Consider the following 22,318-nt stretch of genomic DNA (forward strand, 5'->3'; position numbering starts at 1 on the left):
GTTCGATTCCCGTCTTCCGCTCCAATATTTGCGCCCTTAGCTCAGCTGGATAGAGCGTTTGACTACGAATCAAAAGGCCGGGAGTTCGAATCTCTCAGGGCGCGCCATTATAACTTGAAACTTGCCGGCGTGGCGGAATGGCAGACGCGCTCGACTCAAAATCGAGTGGGAAACCGTGGAGGTTCGAGTCCTCTCGCCGGTATATATAACGGGATGTAGCTCAGCTTGGTAGAGCACCTGGTTTGGGACCAGGGGGTCGCATGTTCAAATCGTGTCATCCCGATCTCTAAAACACTATCTTTAATTAGATAGTGTTTTTTTTATATTTATCTATATAAGATTCTATAAATACAGGTTCCGGTATTCGCTATGACAAGTTCTCTAACCTAACACATGTGGGTTCCTTCTTCAGATGACAAGTTAGTTGTGCATAAAGCCTTGTTCTTTAGGTCACAATAGGTTTAAAAAGTGATAGAAGGGGTTCATGTGAACACGTTTAACTTCAGAAAACAATTCAAGAGACGCTGGAGACGGTGGAAACGAACAGTATGGATGACGGCGGCTTTGCTTGCAGTTACGATATTGGCTTACAGCGGGTTGTCCATCTCATCGGCGATTGAGCGTTTGCTGACAACTAATTTTAGTGAGGCAACCAGTGTGATGGGCCCTGTTACGCAGGAAACAAGATCAGAACAGGAGATTCAGGCGTTAGTGGAGCAACTTGATTCTGATCCGGATCATTTAACGAGTGTGGTTCTGGAAACACAGTACATCTGCGGAGTGGAGACAGAGCAGTTAGGCAAGATGGCTAGACCGCAGTTGAAGATGTTACTGGCTCAACATCCGGAATGGGATGCTACCGTTGGAACATCAGATGAGTTGCATTTGAAGCAACGTGTGGATGACCTTTCACCGCTTTGTAAACAGCAGGCTTATATCAGCATAGATGCTGTAGGGAACCTTAATTTGTACGAGGGTAAGCCTGCAGAAGAGAAGGTTATTCGTACGTTCTTTCAATTGGATGTTGGGACGTTGGAGAGTTCTTTGCCTGAAGGGGTGCTGGAGCAACTGCAGCAGGGTATTCGGATTCAGGACAAGGATGAATATGATAGCGTGATCTCTACGTTCAGTGACTATGCCGTGGATGAAGATCATCATTTAATCCGCAATGGCGGGTAATCCAAACGTCCTCACCTACAGTATTAAGATTGTGAAGTACTGAAAAGATGGTGGCAATAGCAATAACATTGGTGGTTTACGTAACCAAGCGATAGAATCTAAAATACGTGGAATGTGATGAAGGACATCGAAGAGATGTCCTTTTTGTCGTTTGAACTGAAATACATGAAAATACGTATAAACATGTAAAAAATTCACGAATAAAGGCGAGTAATCAGTTAGACAAAGTTTTTCCTGCCGCAGGGTCTATCTTTTGTTATAATGAAATGAACGATACATATGTTCGCTTTTGTGAGGGAGAGATGGTTTTGCGTTTTTTGGGAATTGACCCGGGGATTGCGATTGTTGGTTTTGGTTTTGTGGATAAAATCGGCAGTAAGGTGGTACCCGTACAATATGGATGTATTCAGACGGAAGCTCATACCCCTGAAGAGGAACGGTTGCTTCACGTATATGAAGGTATGGTGCAATTGATTGATAAATACAAACCGGACGCAGTAGCGTTGGAGAAACTTTTTTTCAATCGGAACGTTACAACAGCGATGTCTGTCAGTCAGGCTAGAGGAGTCATGGTACTCGCTGCCGCACAGAAGGGTTTGCCTATTGCAGAGTATACCCCAATGCAGATCAAGCAGGCCGTCGTGGGGTACGGTAAGGCGGAGAAGAAGCAAGTACAGGAGATGGTCAAAATGTTCTTGCGTCTTCAAGTCGTTCCTAAACCGGATGACGTAGCGGATGCATTGGCTGTAGCCGTGTGCCACGCACACTCTTATACATTAAATTCCAAGTTGAATGAGGTATTGCGAAAATGATTGATTTTCTAAGAGGACAGTTCATTCATGTAGAGAATGATTATATTGTGCTGGATGTTCATGGTGTGGGATATCGCGTATTCTGTCCAAATCCATTTGCGTTTGCGAAGCAAGAAGGCGAAATTACGGTGTACACTCACCATCATGTACGTGAGGATGCAATGTTGCTGTTTGGATTTGTGACACGGGATGAGCAGCGTTTGTTCCGTAAATTGATTGAAGTATCTGGTATCGGTCCAAAAGTAGCTCTGGGCATACTCGCTGGAGGTACACCAGAACATGTGGTTACGGCGATTTACCAGGAGAACCTTACGTTCTTGACCAAATTGCCAGGCATCGGCAAGAAGACTGCACAACGCATGATTCTGGATCTCAAGGATAAGCTGGATAGTTTTGGCGTAGCAGCATATGCAACAGGTTTGTTTGCTCCTCCATCGGAAGAGTCGGGAAGTGGTTCAGCCTGGGATGAGGCACGTGAAGGTCTCAAGGCACTTGGGTATACTGACAGTGAGCTTGATAAAGTATGGCTCAAATTGAAAAAGGATGTTACTACAGCGGATTCTGTTGATGTGTTGATGAAAAAAGCGCTGCAAATGCTGTTTACGGGATAATACAATTTGCATATTATAATATAGCTGTAGCCTGCAAAAAAAGGTAGGGATGAACATGGATGATCGGATTATTTCCGCGAACCTGATGATGGAGGACCAAAATGTTGAGTTGAGTCTTCGTCCCCGGTATCTGAATGAATATATCGGACAGAATCAGGTGAAGGAAAATTTAAAGATATATATTGAAGCTGCTAAATTTCGTAATGAGGCACTGGATCACGTTTTGTTATATGGACCACCTGGACTGGGTAAAACAACACTTGCCAATATTATTGCCAACGAATTGGGCGTTAATTTACGAACGACGTCAGGCCCGGCCATTGAACGCCCGGGTGATCTTGCAGCATTGTTAACCAATCTGCAGGAAGGCGATGTCCTGTTTATTGATGAGATTCATCGTTTGCATCGTACCGTTGAAGAAGTCATGTACCCTGCTATGGAAGATTCGGCATTGGATATTATGATTGGTAAAGGTCCAAGTGCACGTTCTGTTCGGCTGGATCTGCCGCCATTCACTCTGATTGGTGCTACAACGCGTGCTGGCTTGCTGTCTGCTCCACTTCGAGACCGATTTGGTGTTATCAGTCGCTTGGAATTCTATACGGTTGACGAGCTGGCTTATATCGTCTCACGCTCTACCGAAATTTTGGGTGTGGAAATTGTGGGAGATGCAGCAGAAGAGATTGCATTGCGCTCACGTGGGACACCGAGGATCGCGAACCGTTTGTTAAAACGAGTACGCGACTTTGCACAGGTGCGTGGTGATGGGATTATAACGCAGACACTGGCGGAAGAAGCGTTGCAACGTCTCCAGATTGATCCGCGTGGCCTGGATGAGATTGATCACAAGATGCTCAAATCGATGATCAACAGTTTCAGGGGAGGTCCGGTAGGGTTGGATACCATTGCTGCTACGATTGGTGAAGAAAGTCAGACGATCGAGGATGTTTATGAACCGTATCTGCTTCAGATTGGTATGATTCAGCGTACACCAAGGGGCAGGATCGTAACAGATCTCGCCTATCATCATTTGGGTCTTCCTGTTCCACCAAGAGATGGGAAATAATCGAACCTGTTGAACATGCCATTTGAACGTTCACCATAAACATTGAAATAATCACGGGTTAACCCGATATAAAGTGAAAGAAATGCATGGAGAGGAGTCTGATTGTGGGAAAAGCAATACGAACGAAGAAGTGGAGTCGTCGATTGAAGGTACTGGCGGCAGCTCTTTTGACAGTGGGTTGTCTGCAAGTGTCTGCATACGCAGCAGGAAATGATGGACAGACGATCCGGATTGCCATGTTTGCGAATCTGGGCAGTACGTATAAATCAACTACACCACTCATTACGCTTGAGTCGGCCGGACAATGGAGCATCCAATCAGAGAGTGGCGCAAATGTAAGCCTTCCGGCAGGGCAGGTCCGTTTCAGTGCAGATGGATTTCGAGTAAAGGTGTTGGAAACAGCGGATTTCAAGGCAGCATCGGCAGCAGCAAAATTGTTGCAGGCAACCGCAGATAAACCGTTGCTGTTCACAACGTCTGTGAATGGAAATGCCATTTACCAGCTCTACACAGGCAACTATGCAACGGAGGCACTGGCAGGACAAGCTGTTACACGAGTACAAAAGGTAGCAGCAGCTCAATTGGCTGGTCAAAAGCCAGCTGTAACGGGAAGTAAACGCCTGTCTGCTGGAACCTATGGTTCGATTCAGGAAGCAGAGGCAGCACAAGCCAACCTTTTATCAGCAGGAGTTAGTAGTGTCTATCCAGTCCTTCAACTGAGTGGAGGAAGCCAAGCATATGCGGTATGGGTGGGTGAAGCTTCAACAGATGCGGAATTATCTGTATTGAAGAACAGTGTGGAAGCCAAAGCTCCGGGGGTAAACCTTACGCCTGTCAACAATAGTGCAGGGCTCATCATCCGCCAAGATGCAGGATTAAGTACGGATGCACTCAAAACAGCTCCGCATTACACCATTGCAGGTACTGAATCCAAAGCATTGGTACAAGGGAATGGCAATGGGATCAAAGTAGTGGAACGTTCCCAGCGAACGTATCGTGGAGATATGGAAATTAGCATCGTAAGTGGTGATCTTGCGTTGGTAAACGTCGTTCCATTGGAGCAATACCTGTACTCTGTCGTAGGGGCAGAGGTGTATTCCTCCTGGCCTGCTGAGGCTCTGAAAGTTCAAGCCGTAGCCGCTCGATCCTATGCGCTTCAACAGGGTGATCGTTTCAAAATTGCCAATGTCGTGGATACAACTCTCAGCCAAGCCTATAACGGGATTGGTTCGGAGAACGATAAAGTAACCAGCGCAGTGGATGCAACTGCGGGAGAAGTGGTCAAGAGCGGTGGTAAAATCATCGAAGCTGTGTTCTCCTCCAATGCGGGCGGCCAGACGGCTCATCCTTCTGAGGTATGGAATGGTGGAGCAGGTGTTTTCACTAATGTAGTTAGCTCGGGGGATACATCAGCCCAGGCAGGATTACATACGTGGTACCATGTGCTGCTCAGTTCAGGCGTTAGCGGGTACATTCGTGAGGATAACATCAAAGAATTAACGACCAAGACCAATGCGGGACTGGCAAAAGTGACGGTAACGGCTCAGAATACCAATGTACGTCCCATTCCGTTAATTCAATCCACTGTTGAACCTGTAGCCAAAATGAATCCAGGCAACGAAGCTGTTGTGCTGGCAAAAGTGGCTCAATCCAACGACTATGCTTGGGTGAGAGGGCCTTTCACGTCTGCCCAGTTGGTTAAATCCCTTCAGGGTAAAACGACAGCGTCTGTTCCTGCTTCAATCTCAACCTTGGAAGTAACCAAGCGTGGACCTTCCGGAAGAGCACTTGAAGTCACTGCCAATGGACAGGCTATGACGGTGAAATATGCCGATACATACCGCTCTGCGCTCGGTGGATTACCGAGCACTTTATTTGATATTGCAGGGACCGGAAGTTATACTGTATTAGGCGCTGACGGCAAAACAGCCAGTAAAACCGGCTCAAATGGTGCCTCTGTATTGTCTTCTTCTGGCGCAGGAACATCATCCGGTAATGCACTTGTAGTTATGAGTGGTGATGGTCAAGCGAGAGCGGTGACGCAGGGTCAGACCTACATGTTCATCGGTCAGGGTAATGGCCACGGATTGGGCTTGTCCCAATGGGGAGCCAAAGGCATGGCAGATGAAGGGTATGATTACCAGGCAATATTGAAACACTATTATCAAAATGCGACTATTGTTAAGGAATGAAACTAAATGAATGTGAACTTATATGATTTTGAATTACCAGAGCAATTGATAGCACAGACGCCATTGCTTGATCGCACGGCATCCCGTTTGCTTACCTTGAACAAAGATAGTGGTGAGATTAATCATCAAACGTTTCCCGATATTATTGATTTTCTGAATCCCGGCGATACATTGATTCTGAATGACACACGTGTTCTACCAGCCCGTCTATTCGGTACAAAAGAAGATACCGGAGCAAAAGCGGAAGTGTTATTGCTCAAAAATGTGGAAGGCGACAAGTGGGAAGCACTGGTTAAGCCGGGTAAAAAGCTGAAAGCCGGTTCAGTCATCGTATTTGGTGATGAACTGAAGGCAATCATTGAAGAAGAGGGCGAGATGGGGGCACGTACACTCACGTTTACGTATGATGGAATCTTCCAAGAGATTCTGGATCGTCTTGGTGAGATGCCGTTGCCACCTTATATCAAAGAGACTTTGGATGACCGCGAACGGTATCAGACCGTGTATGCCAAGCATGAGGGATCGGCGGCTGCACCCACAGCGGGACTTCATTTTACGGATGAATTGTTGGATCAGATTCGTGCCAAGGGCGTTAATGTTGCCTTCATTACGCTGCATGTAGGACTGGGAACGTTCAGACCGATGTCGGTAGACGTTGTTGAAGATCATGTCATGCATGAGGAGTATTACTCTTTGTCACAAGAAACGGCAGATCTGATTAACCAGACCAAAGAGAATGGACACCGTGTTTTTGCGGTTGGGACAACGAGCTGCCGGACTTTGGAAACGGTGGGGAGTAAATTCGAGAATGGATTACTGCAAGCGAGCAGCGGATGGACCAGCATTTTCATCTATCCGGGCTATTCCTTTAAAGTAATCGATGGGATGCTTACGAATTTTCATCTCCCGAAATCCACGTTGGTTATGTTGGTTAGTGCACTAGCAGGCAGGGAACATATTATGCAGGCATATGAGGAAGCCATCCAAGAGCAATACCGGTTCTTCAGCTTCGGCGATGCCATGTTGATATATTAGTATAACGGTATAACGATTAACTTTTAGAGGATGATTAAAACCAATGGCAGCAATTACGTATGAACATATCAAAACTTGCAAACAATCCGGTGCACGTCTGGGACGTGTACATACACCTCACGGTATTATTGAGACACCAACCTTTATGCCTGTAGGTACACAGGCGACTGTAAAAACAATGAGCCCTGAAGAGTTGAAAGAAATGGATGCTCAGATTATTTTGAGTAATACGTATCATCTGTTTCTGAGACCAGGACATGAAATCATTCGTGAAGCTGGCGGATTACACAAGTTCATGAACTGGGATCGTCCAATCCTGACGGACAGCGGCGGATTCCAAGTGTTTTCTCTCAGCGAGATGCGCAAAATTACTGAAGAAGGCGTTAACTTCCGTTCCCACCTGAATGGAGACAAGAAGTTCCTTTCTCCTGAAGTGGCGATGGAAATCCAGAATGCACTTGGCTCCGATATTATGATGGCGTTTGACGAATGCCCACCGTATCCGGCTGAATATGAATATGTCAAAAAATCACTCGAAAGAACGAGCCGCTGGGCAGAACGTTGTCTCGAAAGTCACGCTCGTCCGCATGACCAAGGTTTGTTTGCCATCGTACAGGGAGGCATGCATGAAGATCTTCGCCGTCAGAGCGCCGCAGATTTGACTTCCATGGATTTCCCGGGGTATGCTATTGGTGGACTGAGTGTTGGAGAACCGAAACATTTGATGTATGGTGTATTGGATTATACGTTACCTTTGTTGCCGTCCAATAAACCACGTTATTTGATGGGGGTAGGTTCGCCCGATGCGTTGATTGAGGGATCTATTCGTGGAGTGGACATGTTCGATTGTGTTCTGCCTACTCGGATTGCCCGTAACGGAACAACGATGACCAGTCAAGGACGTCTGGTAGTTCGCAATGCCAAGTTTGCAACTGATTTTGGACCATTAGATCCTGAATGTGATTGCTACACTTGCCGCAACTATTCCAGAGCTTATCTGCGTCATTTGATCAAAGCAGATGAAACATTTGGCCTGCGTTTGACAACGATCCATAATCTTCATTTCTTGCAGAATTTGATGCGTAATGTACGTAAAGCCATTATGGAAGATCGTTTGCTTGATTTCCGGGATGAATTTTTCGATCAATATGGTCTTCATGACAATGACAAAGGTTTCTGATTGAGGTTCTAAGGAAACCGGCGTAACAAGCAATATCTGTATGTATAGTCGATAAGGGGGAGTTTGAATGTTTCAGGGAATGACTCTAGCAGGAGCGCAAGGCGGTGGAATCGTATCTTTGATTGTACCTTTGGTACTCATGGTTGCAATTTTCTACTTCTTGATGATTCGTCCACAGAACAAAAAGCAAAAGCAACGGAATTCGATGCTGAGCCAATTGAAAAAAGGCGATAAAATTGTAACGATTGGTGGCCTTCACGGTACGATCGCTGAGATTACGGACGATGTGGTTGTATTGCGTGTAAACGATGTAACTAAGCTTACGTTTGACCGTAATGCAATCAGCACGGCTGTAGCTCGTGATACGGCTGTTGAATAGTTACTGTAACATAGAATAATGAGGATACGTTTGTGGCGTATTCCCTAGCAGAGAACCGGATCTCCCTGGAGACCCGGTTCTCTTTTTTGTTTTATAAAAGAAGGTCGATGTTCTTTACCAGTCAGCTAGGAGCGATGCGTATTAACGCCGAACATGCCACCGAGAGCTGAAATGAAGAAAGCGCTAAGCAGTTGTAAACTATCTTTCCAATTAATCGAAGCATCCAGCGCGAGAAATCCGATCAATAGAACAAGGAGTCCATATACAATTCCGGTAATCCCTCCGTAGTACCATCCTTTTTCACCAGAGCGTTTGCCTGCGACAAAACCACCGACCAATAACGATAAGCCATGAACAACATAGGTATACAACGAGAGGTCCTGTTCCCGCATTCCGCTCATCCAGAGAAAAAAGGAGAGAATTAATGCCCCGATAAACATCCATACAAAAGCCTGACAGAGGCCTGACAGAATCGGATTGGACACTCGAAACGAAACCAAGCGGCGGATCAATTGCATGAAGCAACCCCCTTGTACAAGTTATAAGTTAATACAGTGTATGGTCAAGCCTTCGGACTTATGAACTGTTTTCCATTAAATGAACGGATTATTTCTGCATGAGCCTGTAAGGTTCAGGTCAAAATAGGGATTGCACTACCCAGCTAACTGTTAAAAACTCAGTTTCGAAGGAGGACCCCTGTTGTGAACTTCCCAGATGTCGGATCACATATCTTTCGAACCATTCTCATGTACTTTCTGGTGTACTGTGCAATGAGGGTTATGGGTAAACGTGAGATAGGTAAGCTATCCATGTTTGATCTTGTTGTGTCCATCATGCTTGCTGAAATGGCTGCTTTTGTCATTGAAGATATTGATAAACCGCTCTCTCACGGGATTGCACCCATGCTTACCTTGATCATTGTACAGATCGGAATGGCCTTTATTGGTCTTAAAAGTCGGCGTCTTCGTCTAATGATTGATGGCAAACCTACTGTTTTGATCTCCAAAGGTGTTCTTCTCCGAGATGAGATGCGAAAGCAACGATATAATCTGGATGATCTATTACAACAACTCCGTGAACAGAATATAGACAGTATCGGTGAGGTTGATTTCGCCATTTTGGAGACCACAGGTAAGCTGACCGTTTTTCCAAAGGATGAGAATGCTTCCAACGACAGCAATTCTTCTGGCTCTGATTCAGAAGGGGCTTCTTCCAGTAAATCCAAAACAGGAAAAAATCAGATTGACGGATTTCCAAATATCAAATATGAAGGTCTGCCACTCCCCTTAATTATGGACGGAAAGGTCCAAGATCAGAATCTGGAGATCATCCAGAAAACGAGATTTTGGCTGAAAAATCAAATTCAACATAACGGAATTCTGGATTTCAAAGATGTATTTATATGCTCTATTGACCACAATGGGAAGATATATGTCAGCCCAAAAGATGATAAAAAATAAAAATCATTTGCCTGACCGACGCTTGAACCATGAACCTATCAAAGGAGCACGGGATAAATCATGAAAATCAATCATTTTGGTCCAGCCCATGACGATAAAATACACGATAAGCCCGACCAAAGGAGCGAGGAGCATCCGGAACCAGAAGGGCAATATCATCGCAGTCTCTTCGTATATGAGTAGGGTCGCTGCTCCCATGATAAACATTCCTGCACCCGTCTTGACCCAATCCATCATTTTGAAGCGGAACTGTAACAAACTGCGTACGCTTTGGGCATGTAACAGGGTAACTACAGTAGAATTCACACAGATGGCGATGACTGCACCAAAGATGCCATATTCAGGCCGGGAAGCAAGCGTTAAAATTAACGTGATTTTGATAACAGCACCGATAAACGTATTTAGCAATGCTTTACCTGGACGGTCAAGAGCTTGTAATGCAGCTTGAAGAGGGGCTTGAATATAAATGAACAAAGCAAAAGGAGCCATTAGCTTCAGCATGCTTCCAATCGATGCATCATTATACAGAACAAGACACATCGGTTCGGCAAGCACATACATAAACACAGAAAACGGAGCACCTGTCACAAGTGCCAAACGTAATGCCTGATGCATTCTTTTGTGAATCAGTGCGCGATCTCCCTGAGCAGAAGCTTCAGACAGTGAAGGCACAAGTGATGTCGCGAGCGATGAGGTTAGTGCTCCCGGTAGCAGCAGTAGAGGAATAATCATACCTTGTAATGCACCATATTGTGCTGTAGCAAGTCCTTTGGATATGCCCGCCAGAGCCAGACTTTGGGCAGTAACGATGGTTTCGGCGAGATAGGACAAGGAGCCAACCAATCGGCCTGCTGTAACAGGAATCGAGATTGCAAGCAAACGCCGGATTAATCCGGGCTGTGGAGTACCATTTTCTTTAAGAACTGAAGGTATTGGGTTTAAAGGTTTGGCTGAAGGCGTGGTTGTGAGATTAGACATGTTCTGTTGCATAGCGAGCGGTAACTCTTTCTTTTGCTTGTTATACTTCCACAAGAGTACAAGCATACCGCCAAATTCTCCAACGAGCGCGCCCAGCATGGCACCAGCAGCAGCTTGGGCAATACCGTGGGGGAGGAGAAGCCAGGCAAACCAAATGACACAGACGATACGAATGATGGTTTCAACAATGGATGAAATCGCAGTAGGCATCATGTTTTGCTTACCTTGGAAATACCCTCTGTAGACAGCAGATACGGCGATAATGGCAATCATGGGGCTCATACTAACGAACGTATGGTACACCCGCTCATCTGTGAGCACGTACTTGGTAACCCAGGGTGCAAATAGGATGCACAAAAACATGAATACAACACCCAGGGTCAACGTAAAGCTTAAGCTTACTTGCAGGATTCGCTGGGGGGAATAACGATTGGCACCGGTATCAGCTTCGGCTACGAGCTTGGCTACGGCGAGCGGAATACCACCCGTAATTAATGTCACCAGTACGATAAAAAAGGGATAGCTCAATTGGTAGATGCCAACACCTTCTGCACCGATGACTCGTGGCAGCGCAATGCGCGGGATGAAACCAAGTATTCGATTAATTATGCCTGCCGCGAGCAGGATCATGGCCCCCTGGATAAATGTCTGTTTCTTCAAGACTACCCCTCTTTCCCGGTTGAAAGTACAGGCTATCAACATAAACGGGACAAAGCCGTTGTTCTTCATCCTATGCCAGTCCTTTATCTTCTCATGACAACTTGGACACGATTAACAAAAAGAACCATAATCAGCAAGAAGGAATATGATCAGGCGAAGTCGAATCATGTAATATTGATGCCGCATAAAGGCTTGGATGTACGAAGGGAGGCTCCCCGTTGGAAGAAATGAATGATGTGGAGTTGGAACAGTCAATAGAGATGCTCTGCCGTAGCAAAGCGGAGGAATTAAGGCTTGTCGGTTACGAATATGTCACCAGCAAAGATGTCTGGAATTGCGTCAGTCATAAATATGAAAAACAGGGCATTCCACCGCTTCACCAGCTGGTGAACGACATTTTGTCACTGAAAGCAACAAGCTTTATGAACTTTATGACCGTGTCTGCATACCGGGGGTCCTCTTTCTAGACGAAAGGGATCTTTTTTGTTGAAAATTGACTGCTTTTTACGGCATCGCTATAATAGGAATATTGAGAACGAAAGGGGATCTAGGAACGGCATGAAAAGAATTATCAGTTTCATTCTGGTCGTGCTTGTCACCACAGGGGTAATGGTGGGAACAAGCCCGGAACTGCTCAAAAATATACGCTTGGGCCTTGATTTAAAGGGAGGCTACGAGATCTTATATGAAGCAGAGCCGCTCGAAGCAGGTCAACAAGTCACCAAAGCATCTTTGGTGCAAACGGCCAAAAGCCTTGAAAGCCGCGCCAATGCGCTCGGAACAAGTGAACCGGAGGTAACCACTGAAGGAAGCAACCGGATTCGATTGAAGTTGGCAGGGGTTACGGATGAGGCTGAAGTTAGAGCCAAAATGAAAGAACCGGCTGTTTTGACCTTCCGTAGTAAAGCTGATAATGACAAGGAAGGCGAGTACACCAAAATCGAACTTCGCGGAAATGAATTTGTTGAGAATGCAGCCAAAGTTGTGTTCACTCAATTGAATGAGCCGATGATTGACATTCAAGTGAAAGACAAAGCCAAATTTTCCGAGATTACCAAACGTTTGATTGGACAACCTCTCGCTATTTATTTGGACGATGAGCTGCTCTCTGCTCCAACCGTTAGACAACAGTTGACAGATGGTTCCGCTCAGATTTCGGGTGCCTACACACGTGATGAAGCAAACCAGCTTCGTGACACCATTAACCTGGGTGCATTGCCACTGAAACTTACAGAGAAGTATTCACAAAGTGTTGGTGCAACACTTGGTAAGCTTTCTCTGGATCAGACGATTAAAGCGGGATTGATTGGTTCCGTTATTATTCTAGTGTTCATGATTGGGCTTTATCGCATTCCTGGTATTATTGCGAGTTTTGCCTTGATCACACATACGTGGCTGGTACTTGCGATTTTCTATTTAGGAGAATTCGTGCTTACCCTTCCAGGTATTGCGGCGTTTATCCTGGGTATAGGGATGGCGGTGGATGCCAATATCATCACGTACGAACGGATTAAAGAAGAGATGCGCAGTGGTAAGTCGATATTGTCTTCAGTTAAAGCGGGTGGTAAACATTCCTTCCGTACGATCATTGACTCCAACATCACAACCATTATTGCTGCGGCTGTTATGTTCTTCTTGGGAACAGGTGCGGTTAAAGGGTTTGCACTCGTGCTGATTTTTGACATCGTCACCAGTATTATCACGAATATTTTCTTCTCCCGCTTCCTGTTGACCCTGCTTGTACGGGGTAACGTGTTGAAGAAGCCTAAGTACTTCGGAGTGAAGGAGAGTGAAATTCGTGCGCTTTAATTGGAATTTTGATTACGTTAAAGGTAGTAAGATTGCCTATATCTTCTCGATTATTCTGACGATTACGGGGATCATCAGCATTCTGGCTTTGGGTTTGAATTACGCGGTTGATTTCCGTGCTGGATCGAATGTGGATATCTCGGTATCCAAAGCAATCACAGCGGAGCAGATTAAACCTATCGTTAAGGACATCGGTGTTGATGAGGGTGATGTTACCATTACACCGGGGGCTGACCGTGTAAATGTTCGTTTCTCCAATGAATTGGATGAGACCCAAGAGAGCAAATTTAAACAGGAATTTACCAAACTGGATGCATCGGCTTCCTATGAAGTAAATACTGTTGATCCAGAGATGGCCAAAGAATTGGAGCGCAACGCGATCTACGCGGTACTCATTGCAAGTATCGGGATCATGATCTATGTTGCGATCCGATTCGAGTGGCGCTTTGGTTTGGCTGCGGTTATCGCGCTCTTCCATGACGCATTTGTTGTAATAAGTGTGTTCTCCATCTTCCGTTTGGAAGTGGATCTGACCTTTATTACTGCAGTATTGACCATTGTCGGGTTCTCTATCAACGATACGATCGTTATCTTTGACCGGATTCGTGAGAATCTGCGTTTTGCCAAAAAGACAACCAAAGCCGACCTACGTGAGGTAGTCAATCGCAGTTTGGCTCAAACGATGACACGTTCCCTGAATACAACATTCACCGTGTTTGCAGCTTCAATCTGTTTGTTCATATTTGGTGGAGAATCCATTCGCATGTTCTCGCTTGCGATGGTTATCGGAACACTGTTCGGCGCATATTCTTCAATCTATATCGCCGCTCCACTATGGCTGATGCTCAAAGGTAAACAAGTGGAAAAGCCAAAAACAGTAGCTAAAGAATCTAACTAAACATCTTATTGTGAGCCGCGTCTGCCAGGCGCGGTTTTGCAACTTTATGTACAGAATTAAGGGGGAATATTCATGACCAGAGAACATATCCCATCTGCTCAGGCTGCCACATGGAGTGGTATTGCTGGTAATATGGGACTTGCGGTGATCAAAGCGGGAGTAGGTTATATGGCAAACAGCAAATCATTGCTCGCTGACGGCTTGTATTCTGCTTCTGAAGCTAGTTCTGCCCTGGCTGGTCTCTTTCCCTCCAAGTCTGTACGCGATAAGAGCAAGGCTCGCAGGGAACGGTTTAAAGAACATTCACGTGTTGCTAGACCCGGAATCTCAGTATTGTTATCTGTGCTGATCCTCATGGGTGGATTACAGCTTGCTATCTCCGCATTGGGTAGTCTCTCCGGAAGTGAACCGGAAGCACCCGGCAAGTCGGTACTTTTGGTGGCTGTTGCAGCTCTGGCTGTAAAAGAAGCGATTTTTCAATTTCAGTACAGATATTTCCGTAAACGAAACCAGTCTCAGGCGCTGGCCTATGCACAGCAACATCGCCGTGCACTCTATTGCTCCCTCACCGTGTTAATCGGTATTATAGGATCAATGGCTGGGGAAGAGACGGGTTTGAGCATGCTGCTTTACCTGGACCCCACGGCAGCGTTGATTGCTTCCTGTTTTGTGCTTCACAAGGGTTACCGAATGATTGTGGACACAGTTTATGGTTCACTCGTTCAGGAACTGGAGCAGGAAGAAGCGTCAGATTTCAAAGAGACCGTACAGCGGGTATATGGCATCATTACCATTGAGCATTTGGTTGCACGTGAACAGGAACATGACGTTACGATTGAGCTGGTCATTAGTGTCAATCCGAGGATCTCTATACTGGAAGCACAGGAGATTGCTAATCGGGCCAAGACACTACTGCTCACCCGTTTCAGTCATGTGAAAGAAGTACAGATCCAAGCGATACCTTATGATCCAGGCTATCCTTATAAATCCAATCATGAACTGCCCGATCACGAAGCGACATTAATTCAGTAGTGAAGCGCGGGTCCAGTAGATCAGGAAAGGAGCGTTATCATTGCTTTATTCGCAATACCGGTGGAATACACCGAATATCGATTTGGAGGCGGCTGCGGGACTCTCGCAGGCGCTTTCCGTTTCCCCCCTTGTTGGACGTTTGCTTGTGAGTCGAGGAGTGCACAATGAGAAGGAGGCAGAACGTTTTTTGCATCCTGACCTGAATCAGATGCATGATCCCTATCTGTTACTCGGCATGAATGAAGCTGTGCCACGAATCAAGCTGGCATTGGAGCGGGAAGAACATATTTTGATTTACGGGGATTATGACGCCGATGGCGTATCCAGCACATCGCTCATGATACATTTGATGCGTCATCTTGGGGCTTCGTACGATATATATATCCCTCATCGCTCGAATGAAGGGTATGGATTGCACAACCATGCGTTGGATTGGGCGCATCAACAAGGCGTTTCATTGATAATTACCGTGGACACCGGAATCAGTGCTGTTGAACAGATTGCCTATGCGGCAACGCTGGGCATCGAAGTCATTGTGACAGACCACCATGAGCCGCCTGAAATTTTGCCAGAAGCCTTTACTCTGATTAACCCTAAACTTCCGGGATGTCCGTATCCTTTTAAAGGTTTGGCTGGAGCGGGAGTAGCCTTGAAGCTCGCTCAGGCATTAATCGGGGAAGTGCCCGGTGAATGGATGGAGATTGCAGCCATCGGCACCGTTGCCGATCTGATGCCTTTGGAAGGGGAGAACCGGGTTATCGTCAGTTATGGAATAGAATCGATGCGTGGTTCACGTCTTCCTGGTGTAAGTGCATTGCTGGAAATCAGTGGTGTGGATCAGAGTCAGGTGACTTCAATTAATATTGCCTTTGCCATGGCACCTCGTATTAATGCCAGTGGACGTTTGGATCATGCCGGGAGAGCGGTATCCCTTCTCACCACCGAGAATCTGGATGAAGCTCATACGCTTGCCGGCCAGCTTGATCTATTGAATCGAGAGCGGCAGCAAGTCGTGGAGGGCATATTACAAGAAGCAACTGCACAGCTGGAACAAAAGATACAGCTTCGTTCAGGATCCGTTCCAGATGTAATCGTATTGGCTGGTGAGGGCTGGAACGTCGGAGTGGTTGGTATTGTGGCTTCCAAATTGCTGGAGCGTTATTACCGACCTACACTTATCCTTGGGATCGATCCAGAGAGCGGTATTTGCAAGGGCTCTGCGCGCTCCATTGAGGGCTTGGATATCTATGAGGCGCTCACAGTTAATAAACACACTATGGATCATTACGGGGGGCATCCTGCAGCAGCAGGTATGACCTTGCATCGGGATCAGCTGGAAGAACTTGAGGCTGGCTTGAATGAGTTTGCCGCATCTGTGTTGACTGAAGAGGATTTTGTACCTCAGCGTCTTGCGGATGATGAATGCAGAATCAGTGATGTTCCGCTGAAAGTGATCCAGGAGATCGACAGATTGCAGCCTTTCGGGATGAGCAATCCTTCGCCGCGGTTTGTATTGAGGAGTGTGACTGTGAAGGAAACCAGAACAATGGGACGGGAGAAACGCCATCTGAAACTGGTTCTGGAACAGGATGGTCAGCAACTGGAAACCGTCGCTTTTGGCAAGGGAGCGTTAGCAGAGTTTCTTCTCCCAGGTTCCGTTATTGATGTGATGGGAGAACTGTCCATCAATGAATGGAATGGGATGAGAAAACCTCAACTGATGCTTCAGGACATTCATGTTCCTCAGGTCCAAGTGTTTGATCTGCGTGGTAATGCCGAGCCATTGAATGCAATGAAGCATTTCTTGAGCTCACTTGAGGTGCATCTGCGATATAAATCAGGTTCTGTTGGTGCTATTGTTCGGAAAGAAACAGATGTTTCCGAGGGAAATTCATTGTATGAACCTTGCCTTTGGGTATATGATAGAAAGGTCGGGTTATTTCCGTGTAATGCTGCTGCAGAGCATTATGGACAGGAACAAGTCCGGACGTTATTTGTGTTTGATACGCCGGAAACCCCGGAACAACTTGATGCCATGCTGGCTTTGTTCAGTGGGGCTGAGAATATCATCCTTCTGCACGGATCAGGCAACCGCCGAGATCGCCTTCAGATGCCTTCCAGAGAACTCTTTAAGCGTATTTATATGCAGGTGTTGAAATGGAAAGCTGAACCCGTGGAGGAACAAGAGATTACTCCTGTGCTCAGTCGTCAGTGTGGTTGTTCGCCGCGCATGATTACGATGATGTTGGATGTATTCGAAGAGTTATCCTTCATTACCCGTGATAACGGCAAAATTGCGTTTGTGGATAACCCGCCTAAGCGTGAACTAACCGCTTCACGTCACTATCAGGCGCTCGAAAACATGGCCGAGATAGAACAGGTGATGCTGGATGCAGCCACACCGCAACTGACACAATGGATGATATCCCGGATGAAGGGCGTATCTTAGATGGAAGTTTGTGTATTTATTTTAGGAGGAGATTATTTTGGATTTTAAAGATTATATTCGTGTCATTCCTGACTTTCCACAACCGGGAATCAGCTTTAAGGACATTACAACATTGTTGAAAGATGGAGAAATGTACCGCAATGCGATCAATGAACTGAAAGTGATGGTTTCTGATCTCAAAATTGACGTCATTGCTGGACCTGAAGCACGTGGTTTCGTTGTGGGCGCCCCTCTGGCATATGCTCTTGGTGTCGGTTTTGCTCCGATTCGCAAAAGTGGAAAACTGCCTGGAGAGACGATTGAAGTTGGTTATGATCTCGAGTATGGCAAGGATACACTCGCGATGCACACAGATGCGATTGAAAAAGGTCAAAATGTCCTGATCGCAGATGATCTGCTCGCAACGGGTGGAACGATTGCAACTTCCATCAATTTGATTGAACAATTGGGTGGGAAAGTTGTCGGTGCTGCCTTCCTGATCGAGCTGTCTGATCTGAATGGTCGTGCTAAATTGCCTGAAATCGATGTATTCACATTGATGAACTATTAAGCTGAAATCTCCACATGTACCGCTGTGATGAAACATGAATTGCTTTTTCCGTTTCCCGGGAAATAATATACAGCATTAATGATTATCAAAAAGCCTGTTCTTCCAACCGTAAAGGTTTGGGAGAACAGGCTTTTTGATGTGTATACGATGGAAATTAATCAGGCGTTTTTTCAGTGATAGGCTGTTTTTGCGAATCGTCATTCAACCAACCCAGTACTTCAAACATTTTGAACAACAAGCTCATCAGGATTCCGACGATGGTTGCCAGTGCCATCCCTTTTAGATGAACGCCGTAGAAAGTAACTTCTGTACCACTTAGTCCGATGACCAGTACAAGTGTAGTAAGCAGCAGATTGGTCGGTTTGGCAAAATCAACTTTCTGTTCAACCAGAATACGCAGACCGGATGCTGCAATAACCCCGAACAGAAGCAGGGATACCCCACCCATAACAGGCACAGGAATGTTGGCTACAAGTGCCGAGAATGTTCCTGAGAAGGAGAGTACGATTGCAATAACCGCTGCACCACCAATGACATATGTGGAGTAGACACGAGTCAGTGCCATAACACCGATATTCTCACCATAGGTTGTATTGGGAGTAGATCCTACAAACCCGGACAGAATGGTGGAGACCCCGTTACCAAGCAGGGAACGATGAAGGCCAGGGTCTTTCGAGAGATCTTTGCCCACAATGCTGCTCGTTACAAGCAAATGTCCAATATGTTCTACAATAACCACGAGCGCTACAGGTAAAATGGTGAAAATAACGGACCAGTCAAATGTAGGTGTTGTTACGGTAGGTAGTGAGATGAAATCTGCGTTGCCAATAGCCTGTTTATCAACCAGACCCATAGAATAGCCAAGGATATAACCGACTACAATCCCGATGAGAATATGAATGATTTTGGGGAATCCACGGAACGTTACGGCCCCAATGACAGTGATTCCGAGCGTGGCCATGGATAAAATAATGGGTTTGGCCTGAGGTGCCCAGTTGGGGTTAGCAATAGGATCAGAATTAATCAATCCGGCCATTTGCGCTGCAACGGGTACAAGCTCCAGACCGATCAGAGCAACGATGGCGCCCATTACCGCTGGTGGGAAGACTACGTTAATCCATCCGGTACCCGCAAATTTAATAATGAGGGCCACGAGACAGAAAACAAGTCCTGTTATGATAAAAGCTCCAAGTGCCATGGAGTAACCATTCTCTGGATGTTGTTTTAATACCATTGTGACAGGAGCAATAAAGGCAAAACTGGACCCAAGGTATGCGGGGATCTTTCCTTTACACATCAGTATGTACAACAATGTTCCAATTCCGTTCATCAGCAGGATCATACTTGGATCTACACCGAACAGATTCGGTACAAGCACCGTACTGCCAAACATGGCGAACAAATGCTGAAGGCTAAGCAGTGAACCTGAGCCAAGTGGCATCTTTTGATTAACCTGAATTTCGCGTTGCAATGAATTTCATCTCCTTTTCCGAAACACAAACTTTCAATAGATTACAGAGTTTCTCTTAATTAAGCAATAACATTTTTGACGTAGCAGAGCGATGGGATTTATATTTTCATGAATTTTCCTTCTATTTCAGCAAATAACGGCAATAATACATAAGAAATAAGAAATACATTCAATCCCCTGTGCGTCATAGGGAAATGGGTTAGAAGTAATACAGATCACGAATATAAAAATTGGATAAGCGCTCTTATTCGTCAGCAGTTGACGGGAAACGGGTGAAGCGTCATAATTATAGGAAATTACTTTTACGGGGAACCTGTGTTGCAGCATTGTCACGGGTTCCATTTGGTATAGAAAGGACACGGAACAGATCAGAATGGGCATAGAGCAATTACTCGAGAAGGCCGGGGCATATATCAAAGAACCCGATCTGGTGCGCATACGAGAAGCTTATGAATTTGCTGATCAGGCTCACCATGGACAGACGCGAAAATCGGGAGAACCGTATATTCTGCATCCGCTTGCGGTTGCCGACATTGTTGTGAATATGCAGATGGACACCATCTCCATAATAGCAGCGCTTCTTCATGATGTAGTAGAGGATACTACGGTCTCACTTGAAGAGATCCGCAATCATTTCGGCAATACGTGTGCCATGCTTGTTGACGGCTTGACGAAACTGGAACGTATTCAGTTTCGCTCCAAGGAAGAACAGCAGAACGAGAACTACCGCAAAATGTTCATCGCCATGGCGCAGGACATCCGTGTCATCGTGATTAAGTTGGCTGACCGTCTGCATAATATGCGGACACTCAAGTTTCAGTCGGAAGAAAGCCAACGTCGGATTTCATACGAAACGTTGGAGATTTTCTGTCCGATTGCAAACCGTTTGGGTATTTCTGCAATCAAATGGGAAATGGAGGACATCGCCCTCCGTTATTTGAATCCGCAGCAGTATTACCGAATTGCAAACCTGATGCACAAAAAACGTGCGGAACGTGAGCAATATATTGATACGGTTATGGATGGAATTACGAACAAGCTCGATGAGATGGGAATTCAGGCAGACCTTTCGGGCCGCCCGAAACATATCTATAGCGTGTTCAAGAAAATGACCACCAAAAACAAGCAGTTTAACGAAATTTATGATCTGCTTGCCATTCGTATTATTGTGGATAATATCAAGGATTGTTATGCTACCCTGGGAATTATACACACGTTATGGAAACCGATGCCTGGACGCTTTAAAGACTACATTGCGATGCCGAAGGCGAATATGTATCAATCGCTGCATACAACAGTAGTTGGTCCCAATGGCGAACCAACGGAAGTACAGATCCGGACATGGGATATGCACCGGACTGCTGAATTTGGTATTGCTGCCCACTGGGCCTATAAAGAAGGCGCTGCGAACGGAAATCATTTTGAAGATAAGATTACGTTTTTCCGTGAAATTCTTGAACTTCAAAATGAAGCACAGGATGCATCAGAATTCGTAGAGTCACTCAAAATGGATTTCTTCTCGGATCTGGTATTTGTATTTACGCCAAAAGGAGAAGTCATCGAATTGCCGATTGGCTCTGTTCCTTTGGATTTTGCTTATCGAATCCATACGGAGGTTGGTAATCGGACCATTGGTGCTAAAGTGAACGGTCGAATTGTTCCGCTCGATTACCACCTGAAGACAGGTGATATCATCGAAATTTTGACGTCCAAACATTCTTACGGACCGAGCCAGGACTGGATAAAAATTGCGAAATCATCTCATGCACGAGCGAAGATCAAGCAATGGTTCAAGAAGGAACGCCGTGAAGAAAACGTTGAAAAAGGTCGGGATAGCTGTGAGCGTGAACTGAAACGCATGGGGCTTGATCCTTCTGCGTGGATGACGGATGACAAGTTGATGGAAGCTGCCAAAAAATATGCGTTTAACGATATTGATGACATGCTTGCGGCTGTTGGATTCGGTGGGATTACTGCTGCACAGATTGTAACCAAAGCAACGGAAAAACTGCGTAAAGAGCAGGAAGAGTCCAGTTTGCTGGAATTAAATTCCGAGATGCGTGAGCTGAAACCTGCACCTGAGCGCAGAAATCGACCAACCAACGGTATTCGTGTCAAAGGCATTGATAATCTGCTTGTCCGATTCGCACGATGCTGTAATCCTGTACCTGGGGATGACATTATCGGATACGTTACACGCGGACGCGGCGTTTCCGTACACCGTAGTGACTGTCCGAATATCCCGACAAGTGCAGACGGAGAAGAAGCAGCACGTGTGATTGAGGTCGAGTGGGAAGAGAATATTGAAGCGAGTTACAGTGTGGATATTGAGATTACAGGCCATGATCGGAATGGCTTGCTCAACGAGGTACTTCAGGCTGTATCTGAAAGTAAAACCAATATATCTGCCGTTACAGGACGGACAGATAAAAATAAATTAGCATTGGTGCACGTCACAATTCTGATTCGTAATACGGATCATCTGCAATCCGTTGTAGAACGGATCAAACGTGTGAAAGATGTCTATTCGGTGCATCGGATTATGCAGTAAGGAGCC

The 22,318-nt window shown here is 45.8% G+C and carries 19 protein-coding genes and 3 tRNA genes; 19 read left to right on the top strand and 3 right to left on the bottom strand.

Annotated features, from left to right (window positions below):
- The first annotated feature begins 30 nt into the window (after positions 1-30).
- From QVE09_RS21250 to yajC, 11 genes are all read left to right on the top strand, one after another.
- Positions 31-107 (top strand) — tRNA-Arg (locus QVE09_RS21250).
- 16 nt (positions 108-123) lie between these two features.
- Positions 124-202 (top strand) — tRNA-Leu (locus QVE09_RS21255).
- Positions 203-209: 7 nt separating this feature from the next.
- Positions 210-283 (top strand) — tRNA-Pro (locus tag QVE09_RS21260).
- A 203-nt stretch (positions 284-486) separates the two neighbouring features.
- The gene (locus QVE09_RS21265) at positions 487-1,179 is read left to right on the top strand and encodes a BofC C-terminal domain-containing protein (RefSeq protein ID WP_076320342.1); all 693 of its coding nucleotides are present in this window, start codon (positions 487-489) and stop codon (positions 1,177-1,179) included.
- A gap of 308 nt (positions 1,180-1,487) precedes the next feature.
- Entirely contained in the window at positions 1,488-1,991 is a 504-nt protein-coding gene (ruvC, locus tag QVE09_RS21270) for a crossover junction endodeoxyribonuclease RuvC (protein ID WP_017686765.1), read from the top strand.
- Entirely contained in the window at positions 1,988-2,602 is a 615-nt protein-coding gene (gene ruvA, locus QVE09_RS21275) for a Holliday junction branch migration protein RuvA (protein WP_315938396.1), read from the top strand. The genes ruvC and ruvA overlap by 4 nt, the downstream gene beginning before the upstream one ends.
- 55 nt (positions 2,603-2,657) lie before the next feature.
- Positions 2,658-3,668, top strand: a complete 1,011-nt coding sequence (ruvB, locus tag QVE09_RS21280; protein ID WP_062836164.1) for a Holliday junction branch migration DNA helicase RuvB — start codon at positions 2,658-2,660, stop codon at positions 3,666-3,668.
- Between the two features lie 86 nt (positions 3,669-3,754).
- The gene (locus QVE09_RS21285) at positions 3,755-5,860 is read left to right on the top strand and encodes a SpoIID/LytB domain-containing protein (RefSeq protein ID WP_397387077.1); all 2,106 of its coding nucleotides are present in this window, start codon (positions 3,755-3,757) and stop codon (positions 5,858-5,860) included.
- 6 nt (positions 5,861-5,866) lie between these two features.
- A complete protein-coding gene (gene queA, locus QVE09_RS21290; RefSeq protein WP_315938398.1) occupies positions 5,867-6,895 on the top strand; it encodes a tRNA preQ1(34) S-adenosylmethionine ribosyltransferase-isomerase QueA in 1,029 nt (342 codons plus the stop codon).
- A gap of 43 nt (positions 6,896-6,938) precedes the next feature.
- Positions 6,939-8,075: a tRNA guanosine(34) transglycosylase Tgt gene (tgt, locus tag QVE09_RS21295; RefSeq protein WP_036616872.1), complete on the top strand. Its 1,137-nt coding sequence runs from the start codon at positions 6,939-6,941 to the stop codon at positions 8,073-8,075.
- A 67-nt stretch (positions 8,076-8,142) separates the two neighbouring features.
- Positions 8,143-8,454 carry a preprotein translocase subunit YajC gene (gene yajC, locus QVE09_RS21300; protein ID WP_074096232.1) on the top strand — a complete coding sequence of 104 codons (312 nt, stop codon included), beginning with the start codon at positions 8,143-8,145 and terminating at the stop codon, positions 8,452-8,454.
- 125 nt (positions 8,455-8,579) lie between these two features.
- Here yajC and QVE09_RS21305 read toward each other — a convergent pair whose 3' ends face one another.
- Positions 8,580-8,972, bottom strand: a complete 393-nt coding sequence (locus tag QVE09_RS21305) for a TIGR04086 family membrane protein (RefSeq protein WP_315938399.1) — start codon at positions 8,970-8,972, stop codon at positions 8,580-8,582.
- Positions 8,973-9,200: 228 nt separating this feature from the next.
- Here QVE09_RS21305 and QVE09_RS21310 point away from each other — a divergent pair, with 228 nt between their 5' ends.
- Positions 9,201-9,914: a YetF domain-containing protein gene (locus QVE09_RS21310; protein WP_315938585.1), complete on the top strand. Its 714-nt coding sequence runs from the start codon at positions 9,201-9,203 to the stop codon at positions 9,912-9,914.
- 3 nt (positions 9,915-9,917) lie between these two features.
- Here QVE09_RS21310 and QVE09_RS21315 read toward each other — a convergent pair whose 3' ends face one another.
- Positions 9,918-11,552, bottom strand: coding sequence for a putative polysaccharide biosynthesis protein (locus QVE09_RS21315; RefSeq protein WP_315938400.1), 1,635 nt, complete (start codon positions 11,550-11,552; stop codon positions 9,918-9,920).
- Between the two features lie 227 nt (positions 11,553-11,779).
- Between QVE09_RS21315 and QVE09_RS21320 the strand changes: the two genes are divergently transcribed.
- From QVE09_RS21320 to QVE09_RS21345, 6 genes are all read left to right on the top strand, one after another.
- Positions 11,780-12,019: a post-transcriptional regulator gene (locus QVE09_RS21320; RefSeq protein ID WP_036617497.1), complete on the top strand. Its 240-nt coding sequence runs from the start codon at positions 11,780-11,782 to the stop codon at positions 12,017-12,019.
- A gap of 91 nt (positions 12,020-12,110) precedes the next feature.
- A complete protein-coding gene (secD, locus tag QVE09_RS21325; RefSeq protein WP_315938401.1) occupies positions 12,111-13,361 on the top strand; it encodes a protein translocase subunit SecD in 1,251 nt (416 codons plus the stop codon).
- The gene (gene secF / locus QVE09_RS21330) at positions 13,351-14,259 is read left to right on the top strand and encodes a protein translocase subunit SecF (protein WP_091027615.1); all 909 of its coding nucleotides are present in this window, start codon (positions 13,351-13,353) and stop codon (positions 14,257-14,259) included. The genes secD and secF overlap by 11 nt, the downstream gene beginning before the upstream one ends.
- Positions 14,260-14,331: 72 nt before the next feature.
- Positions 14,332-15,291 (top strand): cation diffusion facilitator family transporter, encoded by a 960-nt coding sequence (locus tag QVE09_RS21335; RefSeq protein WP_315938402.1) that lies wholly within the window; start codon positions 14,332-14,334, stop codon positions 15,289-15,291.
- Between the two features lie 40 nt (positions 15,292-15,331).
- The gene (gene recJ, locus QVE09_RS21340) at positions 15,332-17,740 is read left to right on the top strand and encodes a single-stranded-DNA-specific exonuclease RecJ (protein WP_315938403.1); all 2,409 of its coding nucleotides are present in this window, start codon (positions 15,332-15,334) and stop codon (positions 17,738-17,740) included.
- A 37-nt stretch (positions 17,741-17,777) separates the two neighbouring features.
- Positions 17,778-18,290: an adenine phosphoribosyltransferase gene (locus QVE09_RS21345; RefSeq protein ID WP_017686780.1), complete on the top strand. Its 513-nt coding sequence runs from the start codon at positions 17,778-17,780 to the stop codon at positions 18,288-18,290.
- 154 nt (positions 18,291-18,444) lie between these two features.
- On the opposite strand, the gene uraA is transcribed toward QVE09_RS21345, so the two are convergent.
- The gene (gene uraA, locus QVE09_RS21350) at positions 18,445-19,761 is read right to left on the bottom strand and encodes a uracil permease (protein ID WP_315938404.1); all 1,317 of its coding nucleotides are present in this window, start codon (positions 19,759-19,761) and stop codon (positions 18,445-18,447) included.
- A gap of 373 nt (positions 19,762-20,134) precedes the next feature.
- Here uraA and QVE09_RS21355 point away from each other — a divergent pair, with 373 nt between their 5' ends.
- Entirely contained in the window at positions 20,135-22,312 is a 2,178-nt protein-coding gene (locus QVE09_RS21355; protein WP_062835889.1) for a RelA/SpoT family protein, read from the top strand.
- Positions 22,313-22,318: the final 6 nt, after the last annotated feature.

Origin of the sequence: Paenibacillus sp. ClWae2A, from assembly GCF_032452295.1 — a bacterium.
Lineage (GTDB): Bacteria > Bacillota > Bacilli > Paenibacillales > Paenibacillaceae > Paenibacillus.